Below are 19,608 nucleotides of genomic sequence, written 5' to 3' on the forward strand. Positions count from 1 at the left end.
CGCTCCTTAATCAATCACATGACCCGTAGTGAAATAACGAGCAAGCGCGGCAGTCGAGACAAAACCAAGCATTGCAACCAAGAGCGCACCTTCGAATAGATTGGTGCTCACCCAGTAGATACTCAATACAACGATGAGACAGGTTGCATTCAAAAATAAGGTATCCAAGGCTAGCAAACGGTCAATCACAGAAGGGCCAACAATCAGACGAATCAAACACAAAAACATTGAAATCGTAATGGCAATTAAGCCAATCCCAAGTGCATAAGGTAAAATAGTCATTTAGTTGCTCCTTCAGCAATCTTTACATCAAAGATTTCGATTAAAGGCGTTTCATAGCGGGTTTTGATCTCTTGAATGTCGAGTTCGGTGTCATCTGAACTGAGCGCATGTACCAGAATATCACCACGCTCTTGATCGATACCGGCTGAAACGGTACCTGGTGTGGTGGTGATGATCATTGCCAGCAAGGTATTCACTTGCTCGTGCTCAGTTTCAAGTGGGACGCGATACCATTTGGGGTGGAGTTTATCCATTGGTCCAAGTACCATCTTGGCAACACGGAAATTAGAAACCACAATATCCCATAACACCACAAAAACTAATTTGATCGCCGGAATCCAATGGATATGAGGAGTTCTGGCAATAAAAGGGCTCACTAGACGGGAAATCCCGATAGCCAAAACCAGTGCGATTAAAATATCAGTAGCATCGAGGCTGTGTGCCAGCATCAACCAACTCAAAAAAATCAGAAAAGACACAAATGGATGCGGGAACCAACGCTCAAGCAAAGATTGTTTTTGCATTAGTGATCCTCCATTGGTTTTAACTGGGTTGCATTTGGAATGGTTGGTGCATCTAGGATTTGCTCAGCAATTTGACGCTGCTTATATTCAGAAATGTGCCCACCTTGAAGGGTTGGTTTTGAAATAATATCTGGGATCAGCAATGCGTTATGATCTTCAACTTCACCACCATATTTAGTTTCTGGTAGATAGCTTGGGTCATAAGGTTGTACGCTAATTGGGCGACCTTGAGCATCATTTTTTAAGATCGTCTGGTTGTAAAGCGCATGGTTCTGAATTTGCTGTGCTGTTGCAACCGTATAATTTTGAATTGGTGAAGCAAAGACAACATAGGTCATCAAAGCGCCAAGTAAGACGTAAATCGCCGTATCATTACGCTTTGGTGCAACTTCAGGCAAGGCCTGATATTCAGCATAAGCGGTTTCTTTCAAATCTTCTTCAGGTGGTGTTGCACGCCAGAACAGGATAAAACCAACGCGAGTCAATGCAATAATGCTCAGTAAGCTGACAATCAGAATAACTGCAATGATCCAACCCTGATACGGTGTTTCCGCAGTGGCTTGCAAAATAAAGACTTTACCCAAGAAACCACTAAATGGCGGTAAACCTGCCATCATCAGAGCAATGATAAAGTAGGTAAAAGCAGCCGCCTTTTCCTGTTTGATCTTTGGTGCGACTTTTAAATGATCTTTAAAAGCACCACGTTGTGAAGTCATCCAACCACAGAATAAATAGAACGACGCTGCGATTAAGGTACTATGAACCACATAATACAGTGCGGCGGCCCATGCTTGTGTATTGAACATTGCAAGCGCGATCAGTAACGTACCAATCGATGACAGCACCATAAAGCCCACAAAACGACGTAGACGTTCTGCGCCAATTGCCCCAATCACACCATAAAGAGAGGTCACAAGACCAATAACGAGCAGACAGTTTTTGAAAATGCTTTGTGCCATAGCGTCGTCAAAGACGGTACCATTAACACGTAAAATGGCATAAATCCCGACTTTAGTCATGATGGTAAAAATGGCTGCGACGGGTGTGCTGGCAACGGCATAGGTTTTCGGTAACCAGAAGCCAACAGGCAACATTGCCGCTTTAATGCCAAACACCACAAATAGTAGCATTCCACCTGCAATCGCAAGCTTGTGCTGGTCACCATCGAGCAGAGGAACCAGACGACCTACATCGGCCATGTTTAAGCTACCAACACTACCATAGATCATGCCTAGGCCAATCAGGAATAGGGCAGAGGCAAGCAGGTTAATGGTGACGTAATGAACCCCCAGTTGAAAACGTGGACGTCCTTGACCGTGTAATAACAGTACATAAGAAGCCAATAGCAGAATTTCAAAGAAGACAAATAAGTTAAACAAGTCACCCGTTAAGAACGCACCTGTGATTCCCATGAGCAGGAGATGCAGCATGGTGTGGAAATAACGACCACGCGTGTCCCAGTTATCGCTTGCATACCAAATCACAGGGACTGCAAGAATGTAGGTGAGTACCAGCATAAATGCAGATAAACGATCGAGGACTAAGACAATCCCGAATGGTGCAGACCATTCACTGAGTTGATACACCGTAATCTGCCCAGTATTGGCAATACTGAGATAACTGATTGCGGTGATTAAACCTAAAATAGCGGAAGCAAGGCTAATCCCGCGACGCCAAGGCTGACGCCAATCTTGTTTTAAAGAACCTGAACCAGGATTGCCCAATAGCACCAAGATGAAGCCTGTAAATGCAGGAATTAAAATACTAATAATTGGAGCGTGAGCGTGCCAGAAACTATAAAAATCAAACATTATGGCTCATCCTCACGTGGGTCATAAGTTACGGTTGGTTCTTCTTTCGAGTCGACATGATCTGTACCTGACTCATAACGGCTACGTAATGCAAGTTGTACGATAAAGGCTGTGGTTGCAAAGCCAATTACAATTGCAGTCAAGACCAGTGCCTGAGGTAAGGGATCAGTGACTTTGGTGGTTTCAGTCAGTACAGCAGGTGCATTGATCTGTAAACGTCCCATTGCAAACAGGAATAGGTTCACGGCATAACCAATCATGGCCAAGCCGAGTACCACAGGAAATGTTCTGGCACGCAGAATTAAATAAATACCTGTTGCTGTGAGTAAGCCAATCCCTGAAGCGAGTAAAAATTCAATACTAACCATTTTGTTTATCTCCACTTGGGATTGGACCAGCCATGCTGGAGTGACGTGAATCCCCTAGCACTGAGATCAGCAACATGGTGGCACCAACAACGGTAATGTAGACACCTAAATCAAATGACACTGCAGAGGCAATATGCATTTTTCCTAGCACAGGCAATTCAACATAAACATGTGCGCTGGTGAGGAATGGGCGTGCCCAGAACCATGCGGCAATACCCGTTAAACCTGCAATGATTAACCCTGAGCCAATCCATACTTCATACAGACGACCTGATTTTGCTTTGATCATCTGTTCTGTTTGGTCTTGACCTAAAACGATGTACTGAATAATTAATGCCAATGAGGTAATCAAACCTGCGATAAAACCACCACCAGGAAGATTATGACCGCGCATAAAGATATACACGCTGACGACTAGAGCAAGCGGTAAGATCCAAGATGCTGTGATACGGAACATCAAGGGTGAGGGGTTAAAACGATAAGAAAGGCCTTGCGTCATGGTGGTACCATGCGCGCGCATACCATCCATAAGGCAAAGTGCACCAATCGCAGCAATACCCAAGACAGTAATTTCACCAAAGGTATCGAATCCACGGAAGTCCACAAGAATAACGTTCACTACATTTGAACCACCACCAAGTGGAATCGCTTGTTGCATGAAGAACCATGAAATGGAATTATGATCACGAGTCAACAGTAACCATGCAATCCAACCGATGCCTAAGCCGCCTGCAATGGCAAGGCTAGCATCTCTCCAACGACGCGAACGACTTGATTCATATGGGGTGAGTTGAGGTAATAACGACAGGCTCATTAATAATAGAACCGTAGTCACAACATCGACGGTAATCTGGGTTAATGCCAAGTCTGGTGCAGATAAGGTAACGAACACCATGGTCACCACCAAACCGACTGCACCACTGATCAAGACTGCTTTGATGCGTTCATGGTGGAACCACAGCATCATCCAGCAGCCAGAGAACAGCGTGAGCCATAACACAATTGCCACCCATGGCGCGTGTGTCAATTCACGTGTACCCGTCGTTAAACCTTGGTTGAATAACGGTAGACCAACCATGACAATGCTGAACAATACGATCAAGAGGAGGTAGCTCTGTAATGAACCATTCTCAGTCTTTTGTTTGATCTTGCGGCTGATGAGCAATAAATTCTTAAGGAACAGGTCGAATAGGATTTTACCTTGGAACTTTCCGAGATAAGGATCCAGATCGATTTTGCGGATGCGACCCTCTTTTGCCAATGTAAAATACAGAATCGATCCACCGATTAATGCAATCAGACTCATCATTAGTGGTGCATTAACACCATGCCAGATTGCGAGATGAACGCCTTCGAATTCAGGCTGTGCCAAACTGGCACGAGTCACACTGTTGACCATGGTCCCAGCCAGTAGGGCAGGGAGGATGCCAACTAAAATACATAAAGTTGCCAAGATGATGGCAGGTAAGCGCATACCTAAATGTGGTTCGTGTGCATCCTTATTAGGCACATGTTTGCCAATCGGGCCATCAAAAAACACACCATGTACCAGACGAATCGAATAGCTGACTGCAAAAATACCTGCTAGCGTTGCAACGATGGCTGAAATCACCATCACTGGACCTGATAGGTTGGCCAATAACTCAGTAAAGAACATTTCTTTGGAGATAAAGCCATTGGTCAGTGGCACACCCGCCATTGAGGCAGCGGTGATCATGGTTAAGGTTCCAGTGAATGGAAGCAATTGCCAAATACCACTCAGCTTGCGTAAATCACGTGTTCCTGTTTCATGATCAATAATCCCGGCAATCATGAACAAGGCTGCTTTAAACGTTGCATGGTTAATGATGTGGAAAATTGCAGCAGCAACGGCCAGTGGCGAACCAATACCGAGTAGACAAACGATCAAGCCCAGATGACTGATGGTCGAATAAGCCAGCAGCCCTTTGAGATCTTCTTTAAAGATCGCAAAACCAGCTGCCATACATAAGGTGAATAAACCCACGAATGTAACGATGTTGTGATATAACGCGGCACCAATAAAGATAGGTGCTAAGCGGGCCAGCAGGAATATCCCTGCTTTCACCATCGTTGCTGAGTGCAGATAAGCCGAAACAGGCGTTGGTGCGGCCATTGCATTGGGTAACCAAAAATGAAACGGGAACTGCGCACTTTTGGTAAATGCACCTAATAAAATTAGAAGTAAGGCTGGAACGAAAAGCGCATGCTGTTGAATGGTATCTTTCATTAATACCAATTCATCGATTTGATAGGTTCCCGTGATTTGTCCAATCAGGACAAAACCACCCAGCATTGCCAAGCCGCCCATTCCCGTGATGGTCAGTGCCATGCGTGCGCCACGTTGAGCAGCTTCGTACTGGCTCCAGTAACCCACCAACAGGAACGATGAAATACTGGTGAGCTCCCAAAAGACCAATAAGATGATTAAGTTATTTGAGAGAGAAATCCCTAGCATGGCTGCCATAAACAGCATCAATAACTGGTAAAGCTTACTGAGAGAGTTTTTAGGGCTGAGATAGTAATAGGCATAAATATAAATCAGTGTGCCGATACCGCTAATCAGCAGACCAAACAATAAGCCTAATGCATCTAGGCGAAAACTCAGATTAACTCCGAGCTGTGGAAGCCAATCCCAGCTTTGTTGCAGGGTATTACCCTGAAGAACCGTGTCTGCCTGAGTTAAAAGTAAAATAAAACAACTAAGGCTGATGCCAATCGCCCCAAGTGCCGTCACGCCACGCGAAATACGCTGTAATTGTGAGACAAGGGTGGTGCCGAGTATGAGCGGTAATAAGATAATAATCGGTAGCACACTGGTATCCATGTCGATGATTTAGGTCGAAGACCTAAGGGTGAATTTTCTTTCAAGACTTACAGGCACTCAAAGAGAATACCAAAAACTTTAAATCTTGAAGCCCAATCAAGTTAACGGAGGCAGCAAGTTGTATTGCACAACTTGAAAATAAAAAATACGATTTATTTTACTATAAAATATCAGCAAAAATCTGATGATATTACATGAAACAAACAACATAATTTATTGAAAACATTTCAATATTCCCTCACTCTAATCTTTCATAAAGGGCTTTCTTGAGGTGTGTCATCAATCTTGAGTAAGTTGAGTAAGTCGCTCTTTTCTTGTTCGTTTAATTCCTGAATTTGCTGAAATAAATCATCCACTTTATGTGTTAAAAGTTCAGATTGCAGCAAAGTTTGGGCTTGAGCTGCATCACTGGCTTCAGTTTTTGTTAATTCATTATATAGATTTGAAAGCTGTTGTTGAGATGCTTCTAAATTGAGTTGGTAGGCACCTTTTTGATCAAGTTTTAGGCATTGGTAATTCACGGCATGTTCGAGCAGTGCGTCGCGATTACCCGTGGCAATGATTTGCAGGCGAGGAAATGCTTGATGTAAACGTTCGAGAATTTCAGCGCAGTTATTCTGATCGAGTTGATGATCAATTTGATCAATCATCAAAATACCTTCACCCTCTAAACAAGGATCAAAACAATGCTGATTCAATAAGCAGAGTCGACGACTAATGTCTCCAACCAGAGCAATCCATGCTTTGAGTGAGGCTGAGAGTTGTTGAAATGGAATCAACTGCTCTTGGTAGCGCACCATCAATTGCAGCTTTGGGACATACTGAATGTAAATATCGTTTAATTCGGGGAAAACCGTATGCAGACTATTTTTCAAGGCATAGAGATTGGGTGCAGACAACTGTTTGGGATGATTGATCAGTTCCTGTTGTAATTCTTGAAGTACTTCTGATTGATTTTGCTGATTAAAATCATTGCCCATCAAACGCCTAACAATATGAGCTGAATGTGCATTTTCGACATCACTGATTTCACGCAGCCACTCAAAAAAACGGGCAAACGTCGTATAGGGCACAGCGGTTAAATCGTAGGCCGAAATTTCCTGTAATGTCCCTGGGGTATTTTTGCTTTGCAAATTGATATCTTGGACAAATCGTTCGGCAGGATAGTACGCAATTAGTGGGAATCCGAATAAAGGATCTTGCAGCCCCGTTTTTTGATACAGCGTGACCATTTGATCAAGCTGTTGAGTCTCCACTTGGCTGATTCCAACGCCTTGACTATTAAATGTTTTATAGAGTTTCCATACACAGGCCTGAGTGTCGGTTTGTTGTGATGAACTACTTTCAGTCAAAGTGCCACTCAGTTCACTGCTCATACGAACCTGAATTTGAATTTTTGCCTGTAAGCGATTCAGCATAATATCTTGATCAGCAATCACTACACCTGCAGTACGAATATCCTTGTACCGTGCAGAAAACCAAGTCAGGCTTTGATAGATGTTTTTTAAAATGGTGCTTTTGCCTGTGGCTTGATCACCCAAAATCAGAGTAATAGGATATTGCTCAGGTTGAAATTCGAGATTTAAATCCCGAAACATCCCGATGTGTTTAAAGAGAACCGATTCAAGTTGCATAAGCTGACCTCAATCATAAGCGCTTTAACCTGCGGACTGACGAAGACTTGAAGGAGCGCACCGTTTTAATTGTTGTATTAAGTCGTATAAATGATGAATATTTAAACTTACTTTAGCACGCGTGCAGGCCACGTAAAGTAGTCTTAGCTCTTCATCTGTAATTTTATGTTCTAATCCATTTATCTTAAATTGGTAATCGTCTTCAATATGTACACGATTCCACTCCAATCCTTTGGCTTTATGTGCAGTTGAAATTACATAATCTGCCTGTTCAATCGGCGTGATTTTTGCCAGTGCCTTTTTCAGTGGATCAGTTCCATGATCATCAACTAGCTTAACTAAGGGCTTGATATCACTACCATCATTGGTTTCACAATATTCGTGTACATCATGCCAAGAGTTAAACCAAGCCAGCTCAGGAACATCGGTAATTCGTTTACCCTGTTTCAATAAACTTGCAGCATCGACAAAACGACTCAGCTTCTGCTGGTCAGCTTGTAAACCGACCTTATCGCCATTGACCAGACCTGAAAGTAATAATTCCATTGCGCGGGCATTAGTCCGACATAAAATCGCATCGCGCATCTTGGTATGGGGCTTATTCACCACACTTGATTTTTGGTTTGGATTACCAAGTAGGGGGACGGTTTCATTTAATGCGCCAAGCAGGCTGTTAGCGACATCTGCAATGGCATCGCCAAAACGGAAAGAGGTGGTTAAACGACTTTCAGGTAATGGCATTTGCTGCATGGCATTGATTGCTCCACGCCATGCATAAATTTGCTGGTGTGCATCACCGACATAAATGACCTGGGTACTTTTCTGACGCAGTAAAATACCAAGCATCAATGGATCGGCATCTTGTGCTTCATCAAATAACACATAATCCGCAGGAATATTCGGTTCTGATAAAGCCCAAAGTTTTAAGTAGATATCGTGTCCAATACCTGCTTGATGATTGGGATCAATTGATTCAAGCCAGCGACGTTCTACAGCAGGATAAAGGTGCTGTTGTAAGGCTTCAATATCATCCAGATGTAACCAACTCGGTGCCTGAATATGCCGAGGGGCTGGATATTGTGAACTGGTTGAACAGAAGTAGCTCACTGCATTGGCTACTAAGCTGGCCAAACGACTCGGCATCAACACGTATTTTTCGTAACGTCCACCCATGAGGCGACGTAGCGTAATCGGTTCGAGGCGATATTCTTTCGCGATAAAACTTGGGCTTAAGCGTGGTAAGCGTAATTTGTCGGTCACACCACGCGGTGCACTGCGGAATGCAAGTGAGTGGAAGGTTCGACAATTCACATTGCTGTGGAATTTATTTTGTGCTTCTGAAGCAATGGCTTTGTTAAAGGCCAAGTACATACCACGCCGTTCAGGCATGGCATCGCTGATCATTTGCAGTGTTGTGGTTTTACCTGTGCCAGCATATGCAATCACTTTAAAGGATTGACCTAAACGGGCATTGTCTATCGCAATGGCTTGCTCATAGGTGGCTTTGGGTTTTTCTATATTTGACACAGGCTCTGCTTACGCTTCTTTACTACGGTTAGCTTTTTCAACTAAACCTGATAAACCTTGACGGCGTGCGAGTTCGTCCAGTACTACTTGTGGGTCAAGATCGAAGTAACCCAACATGACAATACTGTGGAACCACAAGTCCGCGACTTCATAAATAAGATCGTGTTTATTTTCCAGTGAAGCAAGCACAGCATAATCTTTCGCTGCAATAATGCTTTCGACACTTTCTTCACCGACTTTTTCTAAAATTTTATTGATGCCTTTTTTATACAGGCTGGCGATGTAAGAGCTATCCGATTCAGCCGTTTTACGCTCTTGCATTAAGCGACCTAAATAGCTGAGTACATCCACTTGCTCATTTTGACCGTGATCGTGTGCTTCTGTCTTTGCCGATGCACCATAAATGGCCGTAGGATCTTTCAGTTGGGCATCAACAATTTCCCAGCCTTGAGGAGTGAGTTTGCGATAGAAGCAAGACTCGCGACCTGTATGGCAAGCGATACCACCATGTTGTTCAATTTGTAGAATGATGACATCGGCATCGCAATCTAGGCGAATTTCATGGACGGTCTGGAAATGTCCAGACTCTTCACCTTTATGCCAAAGCTTTTGGCGTGAGCGTGAGTAATACACCGCTTGATTTTTTTCAGCAGTCAGTTGTAATGCTTCACGATTCATCCATGCAACCATTAACACTCGGCCAGTTTGATGATGTTGCGCAATGGCAGGAACGAGACCATTGGAATCAAATTTAACTTCATCTAACCAGTTTGACATGAGTGAAAATCCATTGAGTGGAGAGCAGGTAGTTTAGCGGTTGTGGCAAGGGTTGGCTATGCTTGTTGGGTAAAAAATCAAGGAGAGGGTATTAAAGATAGTTCGAGATTTCAATCAGGTTTTGATCTGGATCACGTAAATAAATCGATAAAATTTTCCCCACGGCACCCGTTCTTTCAATAGGTCCTTCAATGATTTCAATCTGCTGGGCTTGAAGGTGTGCAATCACTTCATTGAGAGGTGTTTCTGCAATAAAACACAAATCCGCAGAACCCGCTGTTGGCTGTAGCGCTTTGGGTTCAAACTCTTTACCTACTTGATGCAGGTTAATTTTTTGAGTGCCAAATTGCAGTGCTTTACGACCTTCACCAAAGCGAACAACTTCAAAATTCAGCGCAGACTGATAAAACTGGCATGTTTTTTCAATATCGGCAACGGTCAAAACTAGGTGATCTAAGTGACTAATTTTCATAAATTACTGTCCTTATTTATATTCTGGTAGAGATTCAGTTTTGCTGCTGAATGTATTGCTGCTTTGATGATATTGTGCCACTTGCTGATAATCGAGTTGTTGAAATAGTCCTGTTTTTAAACCTGAAATGGTGATTGCCATTTCCTTACGAAAGTAGGGAATTTGATACATCCAGGGGAAGGTCAAGTCACGTAAGCCACCTGCCCACCAATGATCAGATTGATACAGAGGTGTGAGTAGACGACTTAAAAATTGATAAAACTGGGTCGACGAACGACGATGTTGATGGTAATGCTGCCACAGTGTCGACCAGTCAATTTGCTGATTTTGTTTGGCTGCTTGTAATGACTGTGAAAAAGCCCAAGCATCCAACAAGGCCATATTGGCGCCTTGTCCCAATTGTGGACTCATGGCATGGGCGGCATCACCGATGACACCGACTCTCCCTTGTCCAAATTGAGACATCACCACATCACGATATTGAGCGGATAGCCATTGTGGTTGATTCTGTTGATTCGATAATAGCTGTTTCAACCATTCTGCGACATCGGGCCAACGATTAGCCACTTGCGTTAACCATTGCTGTTTTGCAGATTCATCTTTTAAGAATGATTGTAGTTGTGTGGTCGGCAGGCTCCAGAACACGCTAGAAAGGCGTTGCTGAGGTGCGGTTGGTATCGCACCTGTAGGCAGCACACCCATCATGATTTTGGAACGATCATAAAATTGATGCAGAATTTCAGGATTTAAACTTAAACATTCAGGCACGATACTCCACGCTGCCCCCCAAGGATAAGCTTGGTCGACTTTCACCCATGATGGAGGGCGTAATTGGCTACGTGCACCATTGGCAATCAGTACGGCATCGAAGCTGGCATCAAAATTTTGTTGCTGGTGAGTGCCGAATAATCGCACTTCATGTGTATTTTCTTGAATACGATCAACCGTATGACTCATATGCCAAGTGAGATGACTGGAATATTCTTGAAGCTTTTGGGTCAACACATGGCATAAAGTGGCGCGGTGAATCCCGAGACCATAGAGCTTGCTGCCCGCTTGATGGTAATGACTATTTACCAACAGACGCTTGTCTGGCAATTGTCCTTCCAGTCCAGTGACTTTGGCACCCAGTTTTAAGGCTTGATCGAGTACCCCCAGATGTTCAAATACAGCTAAGCCCGCAGGTTGTAGCAATAAGCCTGCACCCACAGGGGAAAGCTCATCGACCTGTTCAAAAATCGTAACTTGGTGACCTGCTCGCGCAAGTAGAATTGCGGTTGCGAGTCCTGCTGTACCTGCACCAATGATGGCAAAATCTAGTGTTTTCATTGTTTATTCTTTTAAAGTCTTTATTGAATTTGCTCAAGCAGGATCTTAACGGATCTGATTTTGTTTGAAAAAAATTAAATCGTATTGATAAAAAAATCCCTTGTCTATGCAAGGGATTTTTTTATTATTTCACGATTCGCCAAAATGCTAACAGACTACTCAGCACAATCAACACAATAGAGATAAACCAAGGGGTGATAATGGCAATCGTGAGTAAAATCAGCATGGTACTGCCAAACATCCAGCTACGACGTTGCTGTTGCTGCATTTGCAAACGCATTTGCTGAATTTCACGCAATTGTTTGTCATGCCATGCAGACTGATTCTTTAAACCATTGAGGCTGTCGATCAGTAAACCTGGAATATCTTGTGCGCCAAGTAGCAAGTCTGGAATTTGTTGTCCAAGCTCTTTCACATTCTTGACAGGATTCATATTGGCTTTGACCCATTCGGTTAGAATCGGCTTTGCCAGTTTCCAGATGTCCAGTTGCGGATACAGATCTGTTCCTAAACCTTCAACATGTACCAGTGTTTTGAGTAACAACATCAATTGCGGTGGAATTTCTAAGTGGAAACGACGAGCAATATCCATAACTTGAATCAAGATACCTGCAAAATCCAGTTGATCCATCGGTTTTGAGACCATCGGGCCAACGGTACGGCGCATTTCGCGTGATAAGGCATCTTGATCTGTACCCGGTGGAATCCAGCCTGCCTGATGCACAATTTGAATCAGTTGCATGAAGTTACTGTTCATCACTGCCAGTAGCATCCGCGCAATCGTCATTTGATCATGCTTAGACAATTCACCCATGATGGCACAGTCCAAGGCAATAAAGCGTGGATTGCTTGGGTTAATGGTTTCAACAAAGACATTGCCGGGGTGCATATCTGCATGAAAGAAGTTATCGCGGAACACTTGGGTGAAGAAAATGGTCAAGCCTTTTTCTGCAAGATCGGCACGATCCATGCCTAAACGATCAAAGGTGGCGATATCCGAAATCGGTACACCTGTAATCCGTTCAGCGACCATCACGTCTTTACTGTCCATATAAACTTCAGGCACATACATCATGCTTGAGCCTGTAAAGTAGTGACGCATACGACGGGTGTTGTCTGCTTCCAGACTCAAATCAAGTTCATTTAAGATGATTTGACGATAGTCTTGAATAATCTCTGCTAAATGTAGGGCACGTGCTGCTTCTAAGCGATTTTCCAACCAATCACCAAGCCAAGCCAGAATCTCAAAGTCTTGTAAAATTTGACTGCGAATATCGGGGCGAGTGACTTTAACCACCACTTCACGGCCATCATGCAAAGCGGCTGTGTGGACTTGAGCAATCGAAGCAGCGGCAAGCGGTTGCTCATCAAAGCGTGAGAATAGGGTTGATACATCTGCCTTGAGTGATTCTTGAATGCGCTGTTTGGCTAACTGTGTGTCATACGGTTTGACGCGATCTTGCAATAACACCAGTTGTGTTAACACTTCGGGTGGAATCAAATCACGACGTGTAGACAACAATTGACCGAGCTTAATCGCCAACGGACCCATATCCTCTAAAGCTTCTTTTAGCTTAAGTGGATTCTTTTTCTCACGACTCGACCAAGCCGCAGGATGTATTTTAATCAGGTTTAATGCATGACGTGCTTTTACTGGTAATTCTTCCGCAGGGAACAAGGTGTCAAGGCGATAGTGTGCTGCAATACGCCAGAGTTCGAGTAACCGTGTAACATGCGGAATCATATAAAGTCTTACCTAGTCTTGAGTGGAGTGCTTTTGTGGGTTGAATTGAGTATTGAGCTGTTGAAGCTTGGCCTCTAGGCGATCAATTTCTTGATTGAGTTGACGCGTCTCTCGATTGAGATCATCCATCTGCCAACGTGGAGCAAATAAACCGCTATCTTCTTTTAAGGCATCTTCAACAAAAAATAAATGGCTTTGTAGTGAGCGTTTCAACTGCTTCGGTGCAAGTTGAATTTTACCCAACTCATGTGCCAGTTGTGGACCAATCCAAGGAGACAAATGTGCTGCAAGATCTGGCTCAGCTTGTTGCATAATTTTTTGAATATCCTGCAATAAGTGATAATCACCTTGCAATGGGATATTGCCAATTTGATCCATATCACTGAGCAGTAATTTAACCAGCTCAACGGTATTTTCAACATGTAAGGTTGCAGTGGCATCCGTGAGTTTATGCTGAGGATCAAAAGGACGCTGTTCAAAAATAGAAGGGGTTTGACTCTGTCCCGTCACGGTCGGTTCTAGACGAACTCTATTTTCATCAAAAAAAACATCAACTGAGAGTTGTGGACTATCGATCACAACACGTAATAATTGACCTTGTAACTGATTAAGTTGAATGCGAGTAATCGCATCCAAATCAATCACATGATGAATGATACGTTCGACTGCACCGAGTGCTAAAATCGACCACATATCTTAAACCTTAAAGTTTGAATCCACGGTGTACCGCAACAATACCACCCGTTAAGTTGTGGTAGTCACAGCTTTGGAAACCTGCATTTTCCATCATCCCTTTGAGGGTACGCTGGTCTGGGTGCATACGAATCGATTCAGCAAGGTATTTGTAGCTTTCAGCATCATTGGCAACCAGTTTGCCCATGATCGGCAATGCGGTGAACGAATAAAGGTCATACAATTTTGAGAATGGCTCGAACACTGGCTTAGAAAACTCAAGAATCAATAAGCGACCGCCTGGTTTAAGTACGCGGTACATGGCTTGTAACGCAGCATCTTTATCGGTCACATTACGTAAGCCAAAGCTGATGGTGACTAAATCAAAACTATTGTCTGCAAATGGCTCTAACGTTTCAGCATTGGCAAGGACAAAATCAACATTGGTGCAGCCTGCATCGATCAGACGATCACGGCCGACATTTAACATTGATTCGTTAATATCTGAAAGAACCACATGACCTTGAGGCCCAACTTCACGGCTAAATACTTTCGCCAAATCACCTGTACCGCCAGCGATATCAAGCACGTGTTGTCCACGACGAACACCTGACATATTAATGGCAAAACGTTTCCAGATACGATGGATACCAAATGACATCAGGTCATTCATGATGTCGTATTTGCTGGCAACCGAATGGAAAACTTCTGCAACTTTTTGTGCTTTGTCATCACTACTCACGGTTTGATAACCAAAGTGAGTGGTTGCACCGACATTGCCCGTATTAGCGCCGCGCGGTAAGTTATATTTTGGAATTGAAGCTGTTGAGGTCTGTGCTGCACCTTGTTGGATCGGCTGCTGCTGACCTTGTGGTGTGCCTTGCGGAAGGGGCGTGTTTAAGAAAGGGCTGACTTTGTCTGAACTTGGGTTTTGCTCAACTTCTGGGGTAGGCTGTTGGTTTTCGTTAGACATAGTTTTCTCCTAAACTTTCGCTCTAGCGGCACGAATCAGCAAGCATGATGACAGATTTTGTATTTTTTTACAGGCTTTCGCATGTAATTGATATGAATAATATACAGAAAGTCACTTTATCAAAAGTGTTTTAATTTTTCTTAAGATTTGAAAAGTCTCATTTTTCTCTGCAACCACAAGTGTTCAGGTTGCAGAGAAATCAGCTCAGCCTTAGTCACGGAATGGACTTGGGTGTCCAGCGTGTACTTTCTCAATAATTTCACGCTCTTTTTCGCTAAAGGTTTTGATAAAGGTTGCAGCAGATTTCATGGGTTTCATGGCTGCGAAACCTTCTTGGATAAATTCGTACATACGGTCAAATTGATATTTATGTGCAATACCTTTACACATTTTAAAAGCGGCATACATCATGGTTGAACGCATATATTTATCAAGAGTAAGGCCTAACTCATCAAGCAACTGTAATTGTTCATAACGTGCATCGCCTTGATCAAGTTTAACCAAGGTTTGACGCATGATTTCATCAGTTAACGGGGTGTTAGGAGGGTAATCTTGCAAGAGCTGTACCGCGACTTGTTCATCCAGTTGTGTCGCCAGAACAGCTAAACTGACTGACTTTGTGCCTGTTTTGATGGCGTTTTCTGGCAAAATACTTTCTGCTTTATGCGCATATTTCAGCAGGCGTTCGATTTGCTGTGCCATTGCATCAAAGTCTGGTCCACCATACAAACGATTTAAAAAATACTGGGCCATGAGTTGATTTTGAGGTTGAGCAAAAAACTCAGCATGCGTTTGTGCAATACGCTCTTTCATCCATGCCTGCACGTCATGCAATCTCTGTGCAAGCACAGGATCTTGGTGGTAATTCAAAGTTTGATATTGTAATAAAAGATTATCAAATGCAGCGAGTTTTGACATGTTCGAACTCAAAGAAAATAAAACCATAAAATCATAGGCTGCATCATAACCAAGAACTATGACAGCATAAACTCTAAATGTTTAATAATCGGTCACTGGGTTGATGCCCGAAAAGCAATCTACAGAAATTGTACACGGGTTTTTCCGAGATAGGCCTTGGTTTTGACTATACTCTTTTTAAATTTGAATAATGAGCCGTTTAGAGCAAACACATGAGTAAACAACAACCGACATTTGAATTACGAGATGAAGATGAACTTTCGCTAGAGCTGATTGAAGCACAATATGCTTTAAAAAATAGCCGAGATAAAAAAAATGCGAAAAGTGTTTTGGTTTTGGTGAGCGGGATCGAGTTGGCTGGTAAGGGCGAAGCCGTCAAACAATTACGAGAATGGCTGGATCCACGTTATTTACGGGTTAAAGCTGATGCGCCGCAATTGTTATCCAACAACCACACGTTTTGGCAGTCGTACACCCGATTTATTCCAGCCGAAGGGCAAATCGTGGTGATGTTCGGTAATTGGTATAGCGATCTTTTAACCACTGCCATGCATGTGTCTAAGCCTTTAGATGAGAATCTGTTTGACAGTTATGTGGAACAAATGAGAGCTTTTGAACATGATCTGCAAAATAATCATGTGCATATTGTCAAAGTCTGGTTTGATTTATCATGGAAATCACTGCAAAAGCGTTTAGATCAAATCGATGCTTCTGAGCAGCGTTGGCATAAATTGCATGGTTTGGATTGGCGTAATAAAAAACAGTACGACACCTTACAGGGTCTGAGCCAGCGATTTACCGATGATTGGTTTATTGTTGATGGTGAAGATGAAAAACTGCGTGATCAATGTTTCGCACAATATCTACTCCAAACCCTGCAAGAGTTGCCTGAGCATCAAACCAAAGTCACGCAAAAATGGCAGCAAGCCGCAATACCAGAGACGTTGCTTGAACCTGAAAAAGCAGGCTTAGAAAAAGAAGATTATAAGGAAGAACTAAGTAAGCTCACCAAAAAAGTGGCGGATAAGCTACGTTTTGATGAACGTAAAGTGGTAATTGCCTTTGAAGGAATGGATGCAGCCGGCAAAGGTGGCGCGATCAAGCGTATCGTGAAAAAACTCGATCCAAGAGAATATGAAATTCACACCATTGCTGCACCTGAGCGTTATGAGTTACGCCGTCCTTATTTATGGCGTTTCTGGAGCAAGCTGAATGATAGTGGCAAGATTACGATTTTTGACCGCACTTGGTATGGACGTGTGTTGGTTGAACGGATTGAAGATTTTGCTTCGACAGTCGAATGGCAGCGGGCCTATAGCGAAATTAACCGTTTTGAAGAAAACTTGGTAGATAGCCAAACCGTCATTGTGAAAATCTGGTTAGCGATTAGCAAGGATGAACAGGCCTTACGCTTTAAAGCACGGGAACAAACACCACATAAACGTTTTAAGATTACTGAAGAAGATTGGCGTAATCGGGATAAATGGGATGATTATCTCAAGGCGGCAGCGGATATGTTTGAAAGAACGGATACTGACTATGCGCCTTGGTATGTGATTGCAACCGATGATAAATATTTAGCTCGGATTGAGGTGCTAAAGGCGATCTTAAAACAGTTGAAGGCGGATTAATCCGCCTTCTGTTTGTCATTGCCTAGGTTAATTGTTATTTGCCAATTGTGCGCGAGAGCTGCGATGTTGTCGGAACACGATTAAGGTCGCGACTAAACTGGTGATGGCGGCAAACATCAGCCAGAATGCAGGCATGCTCTTATTGCCAGATGTTTGTACCAGATAGGTTGCAATCATCGGTGTGAGTCCACCAAAAATCGAGGTGGCAAAGCTATAAGCCACGGAGAAACCAGCAATGCGGACTGAACTCGGCATCATTTCCGCTAGTGAAACCACCAGCGCACCGTTGTAGAAGCTATACAGCAAAGAGAACCACAACAGCACCATCAACATATGCGACAGGCTAATGGTATGTGTCAACCAAGTCAGTAGTGGATAAGCACTGATAAAGATCAACAAGGTTGTGCTGATTAACAGTGGTTTTCGACCAAATTTGTCAGAAAGATGTCCGCCAATCGGTAATAAAATAAAGTTACTGAGACCGACCATAATGGTGGCGATTAAACTTTCGGTGCGGGTTAAATGGAGTACTTCTTTACCGTAAGTCGGTGTATAGACAGTAATAAAGTAGAACATCGTTGTTGTCGTCGCGACCATACATACACCTGCCAACACAATTTTCCAGTTGGCTGCTAATGTGCTTAGAATTTGTCGAGTGCTTGGATGTTCTTTGCGAGAGGCGAAGGCTTCTGTTTCAACCAAAGATTTACGCAGCCAAAAAATAAAGGGAATGATGGCACAGCCAACAAAGAAGGGAATGCGCCATGCCCAAGCATCCACTTGCGCTTTGGTAAACACTACACTGACGATATAACCTAGGACAGCTGCAAAAATGACAGCAACCTGCTGACTTGCCGATTGCCAACTGGTAATAAAACCACGGTTATGCGGTTCAGCAATTTCTGCTAAATAAACCGAAACACCGCCAAGCTCAACACCCGCGGAGAAGCCCTGAGCCAGACGACCAACGAAAATTAGCACGGTTGCGGCAAAGCCAATGCTGGCATAGCTGGGTGTGAATGCAATGATTAATGAACCGAAGGCCATGATGCTTAAAGTCATCATCAGACCACGGCGACGACCAATACGATCCACATAAGGACCGAGCACCAACGCACCGATTGGGCGCATAAGAAAACTGACTGCAAACACGAGAAATGTTTTCATCAGTGCAGCATAGCTACTGTCTGAATGGAAAAAAGTTTGGCCTATGGCTTGTGCATAGAGTCCAAACAGGAAGAAGTCGTATTGTTCAAGAAAGTTCCCGCTGGTCACGTTAAAAATTGCACGGACCCGAGAAGGTGATTGGCTATTTTGCACAACGACGCTCCATCATCTGTTTATCATCGAGATGTGGAGGTTAAAAATACAATCTTTATGAAAGCTTAAAAAATTAAGTGAATATTAACGTATTTGTGTGGTTTTTTTATTGATGTGTTGCATCACTGTAAAGGTCGATGTTTTACGGTGATGCAACAAGCAGCTTGAGATGAACTGACTATTTTCTTTCTATTTAATAAGTTGAAACGGTCTTGTTCTGAATGCGTTTTGCAAGGTTGTAGCAATCCTGCACATGTGCTTCGGTAATTTTACGCATCATAAAGTATCCCAGACTAGCAGCAACAAGTTGCCCACCTAAAGGAATAAACTTGGTCACTTGCTTGGTGGCGATTTTAGTAAAAAAACCATTAAATGATTTTTTCATGGCAGTACGTGCCACCACAAAGCCTGAGAATTCAAAACCGCGTTTGCGCAATTCATCCCAGTGAACTTTTTTGGTTTCAGGGTCATAAACACTGATATGTTCAGGCGCTAAACCGAAACGTGCGTTAATATCTGGGATCACTTGTGTCAGCATGCCTAAATCGACAACGACATCAAAAAAGGGAATCGGTACAATGGCTGCACCTGCTGACCAATATGCACGCTTTTTAGCGAGTTCCAGACACTCATCGCGAATCTGTTCCAAGTTTAAGTTTGGATTAATGGATTCAGGAATATTATCAATTTTCATAAAGTTATACCTAAAGTCTATCCCTCGATAGTACATTCAATCGTATGGAATGGTGAAATTCAAAACAATTTTTTTATTTCCTTGTGT

General features: G+C 43.2%; 17 protein-coding genes. 1 reads left to right on the top strand and 16 read right to left on the bottom strand.

Features of this window, described 5'->3' with window-relative positions; translation table 11 throughout:
- Window positions 1–6 precede the first annotated feature (6 nt).
- The 14 genes from F909_RS00770 to F909_RS00705 form a co-directional block, all read right to left on the bottom strand.
- Window positions 7–282 carry a monovalent cation/H+ antiporter subunit F gene (locus F909_RS00770; RefSeq protein ID WP_005154906.1) on the bottom strand — a complete coding sequence of 92 codons (276 nt, stop codon included), beginning with the start codon at window positions 280–282 and terminating at the stop codon, window positions 7–9.
- A complete protein-coding gene (locus tag F909_RS00765) occupies window positions 279–806 on the bottom strand; it encodes a Na+/H+ antiporter subunit E (protein WP_005154907.1) in 528 nt (175 codons plus the stop codon). The genes F909_RS00770 and F909_RS00765 overlap by 4 nt, the downstream gene beginning before the upstream one ends.
- Window positions 806–2,617, bottom strand: a complete 1,812-nt coding sequence (locus F909_RS00760; RefSeq protein WP_005154908.1) for a monovalent cation/H+ antiporter subunit D — start codon at window positions 2,615–2,617, stop codon at window positions 806–808. Before F909_RS00760 ends, F909_RS00765 begins: the two co-directional genes overlap by 1 nt.
- Window positions 2,617–2,985, bottom strand: a complete 369-nt coding sequence (locus tag F909_RS00755; protein ID WP_005154911.1) for a Na+/H+ antiporter subunit C — start codon at window positions 2,983–2,985, stop codon at window positions 2,617–2,619. Before F909_RS00755 ends, F909_RS00760 begins: the two co-directional genes overlap by 1 nt.
- Window positions 2,978–5,830: a monovalent cation/H+ antiporter subunit A gene (locus F909_RS00750; RefSeq protein ID WP_005154912.1), complete on the bottom strand. Its 2,853-nt coding sequence runs from the start codon at window positions 5,828–5,830 to the stop codon at window positions 2,978–2,980. The genes F909_RS00755 and F909_RS00750 overlap by 8 nt, the downstream gene beginning before the upstream one ends.
- 251 nt (window positions 5,831–6,081) lie before the next feature.
- On the bottom strand, window positions 6,082–7,464 hold the full coding sequence (locus F909_RS00745; protein ID WP_005154914.1) for an ATP-binding protein: 1,383 nt from the start codon (window positions 7,462–7,464) through the stop codon (window positions 6,082–6,084).
- 24 nt (window positions 7,465–7,488) lie between these two features.
- Window positions 7,489–8,991: a UvrD-helicase domain-containing protein gene (locus F909_RS00740; RefSeq protein ID WP_005154916.1), complete on the bottom strand. Its 1,503-nt coding sequence runs from the start codon at window positions 8,989–8,991 to the stop codon at window positions 7,489–7,491.
- A gap of 9 nt (window positions 8,992–9,000) precedes the next feature.
- Window positions 9,001–9,768 carry a bifunctional phosphoribosyl-AMP cyclohydrolase/phosphoribosyl-ATP diphosphatase HisIE gene (gene hisIE, locus F909_RS00735; RefSeq protein WP_005154918.1) on the bottom strand — a complete coding sequence of 256 codons (768 nt, stop codon included), beginning with the start codon at window positions 9,766–9,768 and terminating at the stop codon, window positions 9,001–9,003.
- A gap of 91 nt (window positions 9,769–9,859) precedes the next feature.
- Window positions 9,860–10,240 carry a VOC family protein gene (locus tag F909_RS00730; RefSeq protein WP_005154919.1) on the bottom strand — a complete coding sequence of 127 codons (381 nt, stop codon included), beginning with the start codon at window positions 10,238–10,240 and terminating at the stop codon, window positions 9,860–9,862.
- Between the two features lie 12 nt (window positions 10,241–10,252).
- Window positions 10,253–11,569 carry an FAD-dependent oxidoreductase gene (locus F909_RS00725; protein WP_005154920.1) on the bottom strand — a complete coding sequence of 439 codons (1,317 nt, stop codon included), beginning with the start codon at window positions 11,567–11,569 and terminating at the stop codon, window positions 10,253–10,255.
- A 124-nt stretch (window positions 11,570–11,693) separates the two neighbouring features.
- A complete protein-coding gene (locus F909_RS00720) occupies window positions 11,694–13,313 on the bottom strand; it encodes an ABC1 kinase family protein (RefSeq protein ID WP_005154921.1) in 1,620 nt (539 codons plus the stop codon).
- 12 nt (window positions 13,314–13,325) lie between these two features.
- On the bottom strand, window positions 13,326–14,006 hold the full coding sequence (locus tag F909_RS00715) for a ubiquinone biosynthesis accessory factor UbiJ (protein WP_005154923.1): 681 nt from the start codon (window positions 14,004–14,006) through the stop codon (window positions 13,326–13,328).
- A gap of 10 nt (window positions 14,007–14,016) precedes the next feature.
- Window positions 14,017–14,958, bottom strand: a complete 942-nt coding sequence (gene ubiE, locus F909_RS00710) for a bifunctional demethylmenaquinone methyltransferase/2-methoxy-6-polyprenyl-1,4-benzoquinol methylase UbiE (RefSeq protein ID WP_005154924.1) — start codon at window positions 14,956–14,958, stop codon at window positions 14,017–14,019.
- A gap of 210 nt (window positions 14,959–15,168) precedes the next feature.
- On the bottom strand, window positions 15,169–15,876 hold the full coding sequence (locus tag F909_RS00705; RefSeq protein WP_005154925.1) for a DUF8198 family protein: 708 nt from the start codon (window positions 15,874–15,876) through the stop codon (window positions 15,169–15,171).
- A 212-nt stretch (window positions 15,877–16,088) separates the two neighbouring features.
- Between F909_RS00705 and F909_RS00700 the strand changes: the two genes are divergently transcribed.
- Complete coding sequence (locus F909_RS00700; RefSeq protein WP_005154926.1) at window positions 16,089–17,507, top strand: polyphosphate:AMP phosphotransferase; 1,419 nt, start codon at window positions 16,089–16,091, stop codon at window positions 17,505–17,507.
- Between the two features lie 27 nt (window positions 17,508–17,534).
- Here F909_RS00700 and F909_RS00695 read toward each other — a convergent pair whose 3' ends face one another.
- Both F909_RS00695 and F909_RS00690 read right to left on the bottom strand, forming a co-directional pair.
- Entirely contained in the window at window positions 17,535–18,827 is a 1,293-nt protein-coding gene (locus F909_RS00695; protein ID WP_005154927.1) for an MFS transporter, read from the bottom strand.
- 193 nt (window positions 18,828–19,020) lie between these two features.
- The gene (locus F909_RS00690; RefSeq protein WP_005154928.1) at window positions 19,021–19,521 is read right to left on the bottom strand and encodes a hypothetical protein; all 501 of its coding nucleotides are present in this window, start codon (window positions 19,519–19,521) and stop codon (window positions 19,021–19,023) included.
- Between the last annotated feature and the right edge of the window lie 87 nt (window positions 19,522–19,608).

Origin of the sequence: Acinetobacter sp. ANC 3929 (assembly GCF_000369405.1) — a bacterium.
GTDB lineage: Bacteria > Pseudomonadota > Gammaproteobacteria > Pseudomonadales > Moraxellaceae > Acinetobacter.

What these genes read in the sequence shown, in the direction of transcription:
- F909_RS00770 (WP_005154906.1), bottom strand. Translation starts at nt 282, where the DNA reads ATGACTATTTTACCTTATGCACTTGGGATTGGCTTAATTGCCATTACG.
- F909_RS00765 (WP_005154907.1), bottom strand. Translation starts at nt 806, where the DNA reads ATGCAAAAACAATCTTTGCTTGAGCGTTGGTTCCCGCATCCATTTGTG.
- F909_RS00760 (WP_005154908.1), bottom strand. Translation starts at nt 2,617, where the DNA reads ATGTTTGATTTTTATAGTTTCTGGCACGCTCACGCTCCAATTATTAGT.
- F909_RS00755 (WP_005154911.1), bottom strand. Translation starts at nt 2,985, where the DNA reads ATGGTTAGTATTGAATTTTTACTCGCTTCAGGGATTGGCTTACTCACA.
- F909_RS00750 (WP_005154912.1), bottom strand. Translation starts at nt 5,830, where the DNA reads ATGGATACCAGTGTGCTACCGATTATTATCTTATTACCGCTCATACTC.
- F909_RS00745 (WP_005154914.1), bottom strand. Translation starts at nt 7,464, where the DNA reads ATGCAACTTGAATCGGTTCTCTTTAAACACATCGGGATGTTTCGGGAT.
- hisIE (WP_005154918.1), bottom strand. Translation starts at nt 9,768, where the DNA reads ATGTCAAACTGGTTAGATGAAGTTAAATTTGATTCCAATGGTCTCGTT.
- F909_RS00730 (WP_005154919.1), bottom strand. Translation starts at nt 10,240, where the DNA reads ATGAAAATTAGTCACTTAGATCACCTAGTTTTGACCGTTGCCGATATT.
- F909_RS00725 (WP_005154920.1), bottom strand. Translation starts at nt 11,569, where the DNA reads ATGAAAACACTAGATTTTGCCATCATTGGTGCAGGTACAGCAGGACTC.
- F909_RS00720 (WP_005154921.1), bottom strand. Translation starts at nt 13,313, where the DNA reads ATGATTCCGCATGTTACACGGTTACTCGAACTCTGGCGTATTGCAGCA.
- F909_RS00715 (WP_005154923.1), bottom strand. Translation starts at nt 14,006, where the DNA reads ATGTGGTCGATTTTAGCACTCGGTGCAGTCGAACGTATCATTCATCAT.
- ubiE (WP_005154924.1), bottom strand. Translation starts at nt 14,958, where the DNA reads ATGTCTAACGAAAACCAACAGCCTACCCCAGAAGTTGAGCAAAACCCA.
- F909_RS00705 (WP_005154925.1), bottom strand. Translation starts at nt 15,876, where the DNA reads ATGTCAAAACTCGCTGCATTTGATAATCTTTTATTACAATATCAAACT.
- F909_RS00700 (WP_005154926.1), top strand. Translation starts at nt 16,089, where the DNA reads ATGAGTAAACAACAACCGACATTTGAATTACGAGATGAAGATGAACTT.
- F909_RS00690 (WP_005154928.1), bottom strand. Translation starts at nt 19,521, where the DNA reads ATGAAAATTGATAATATTCCTGAATCCATTAATCCAAACTTAAACTTG.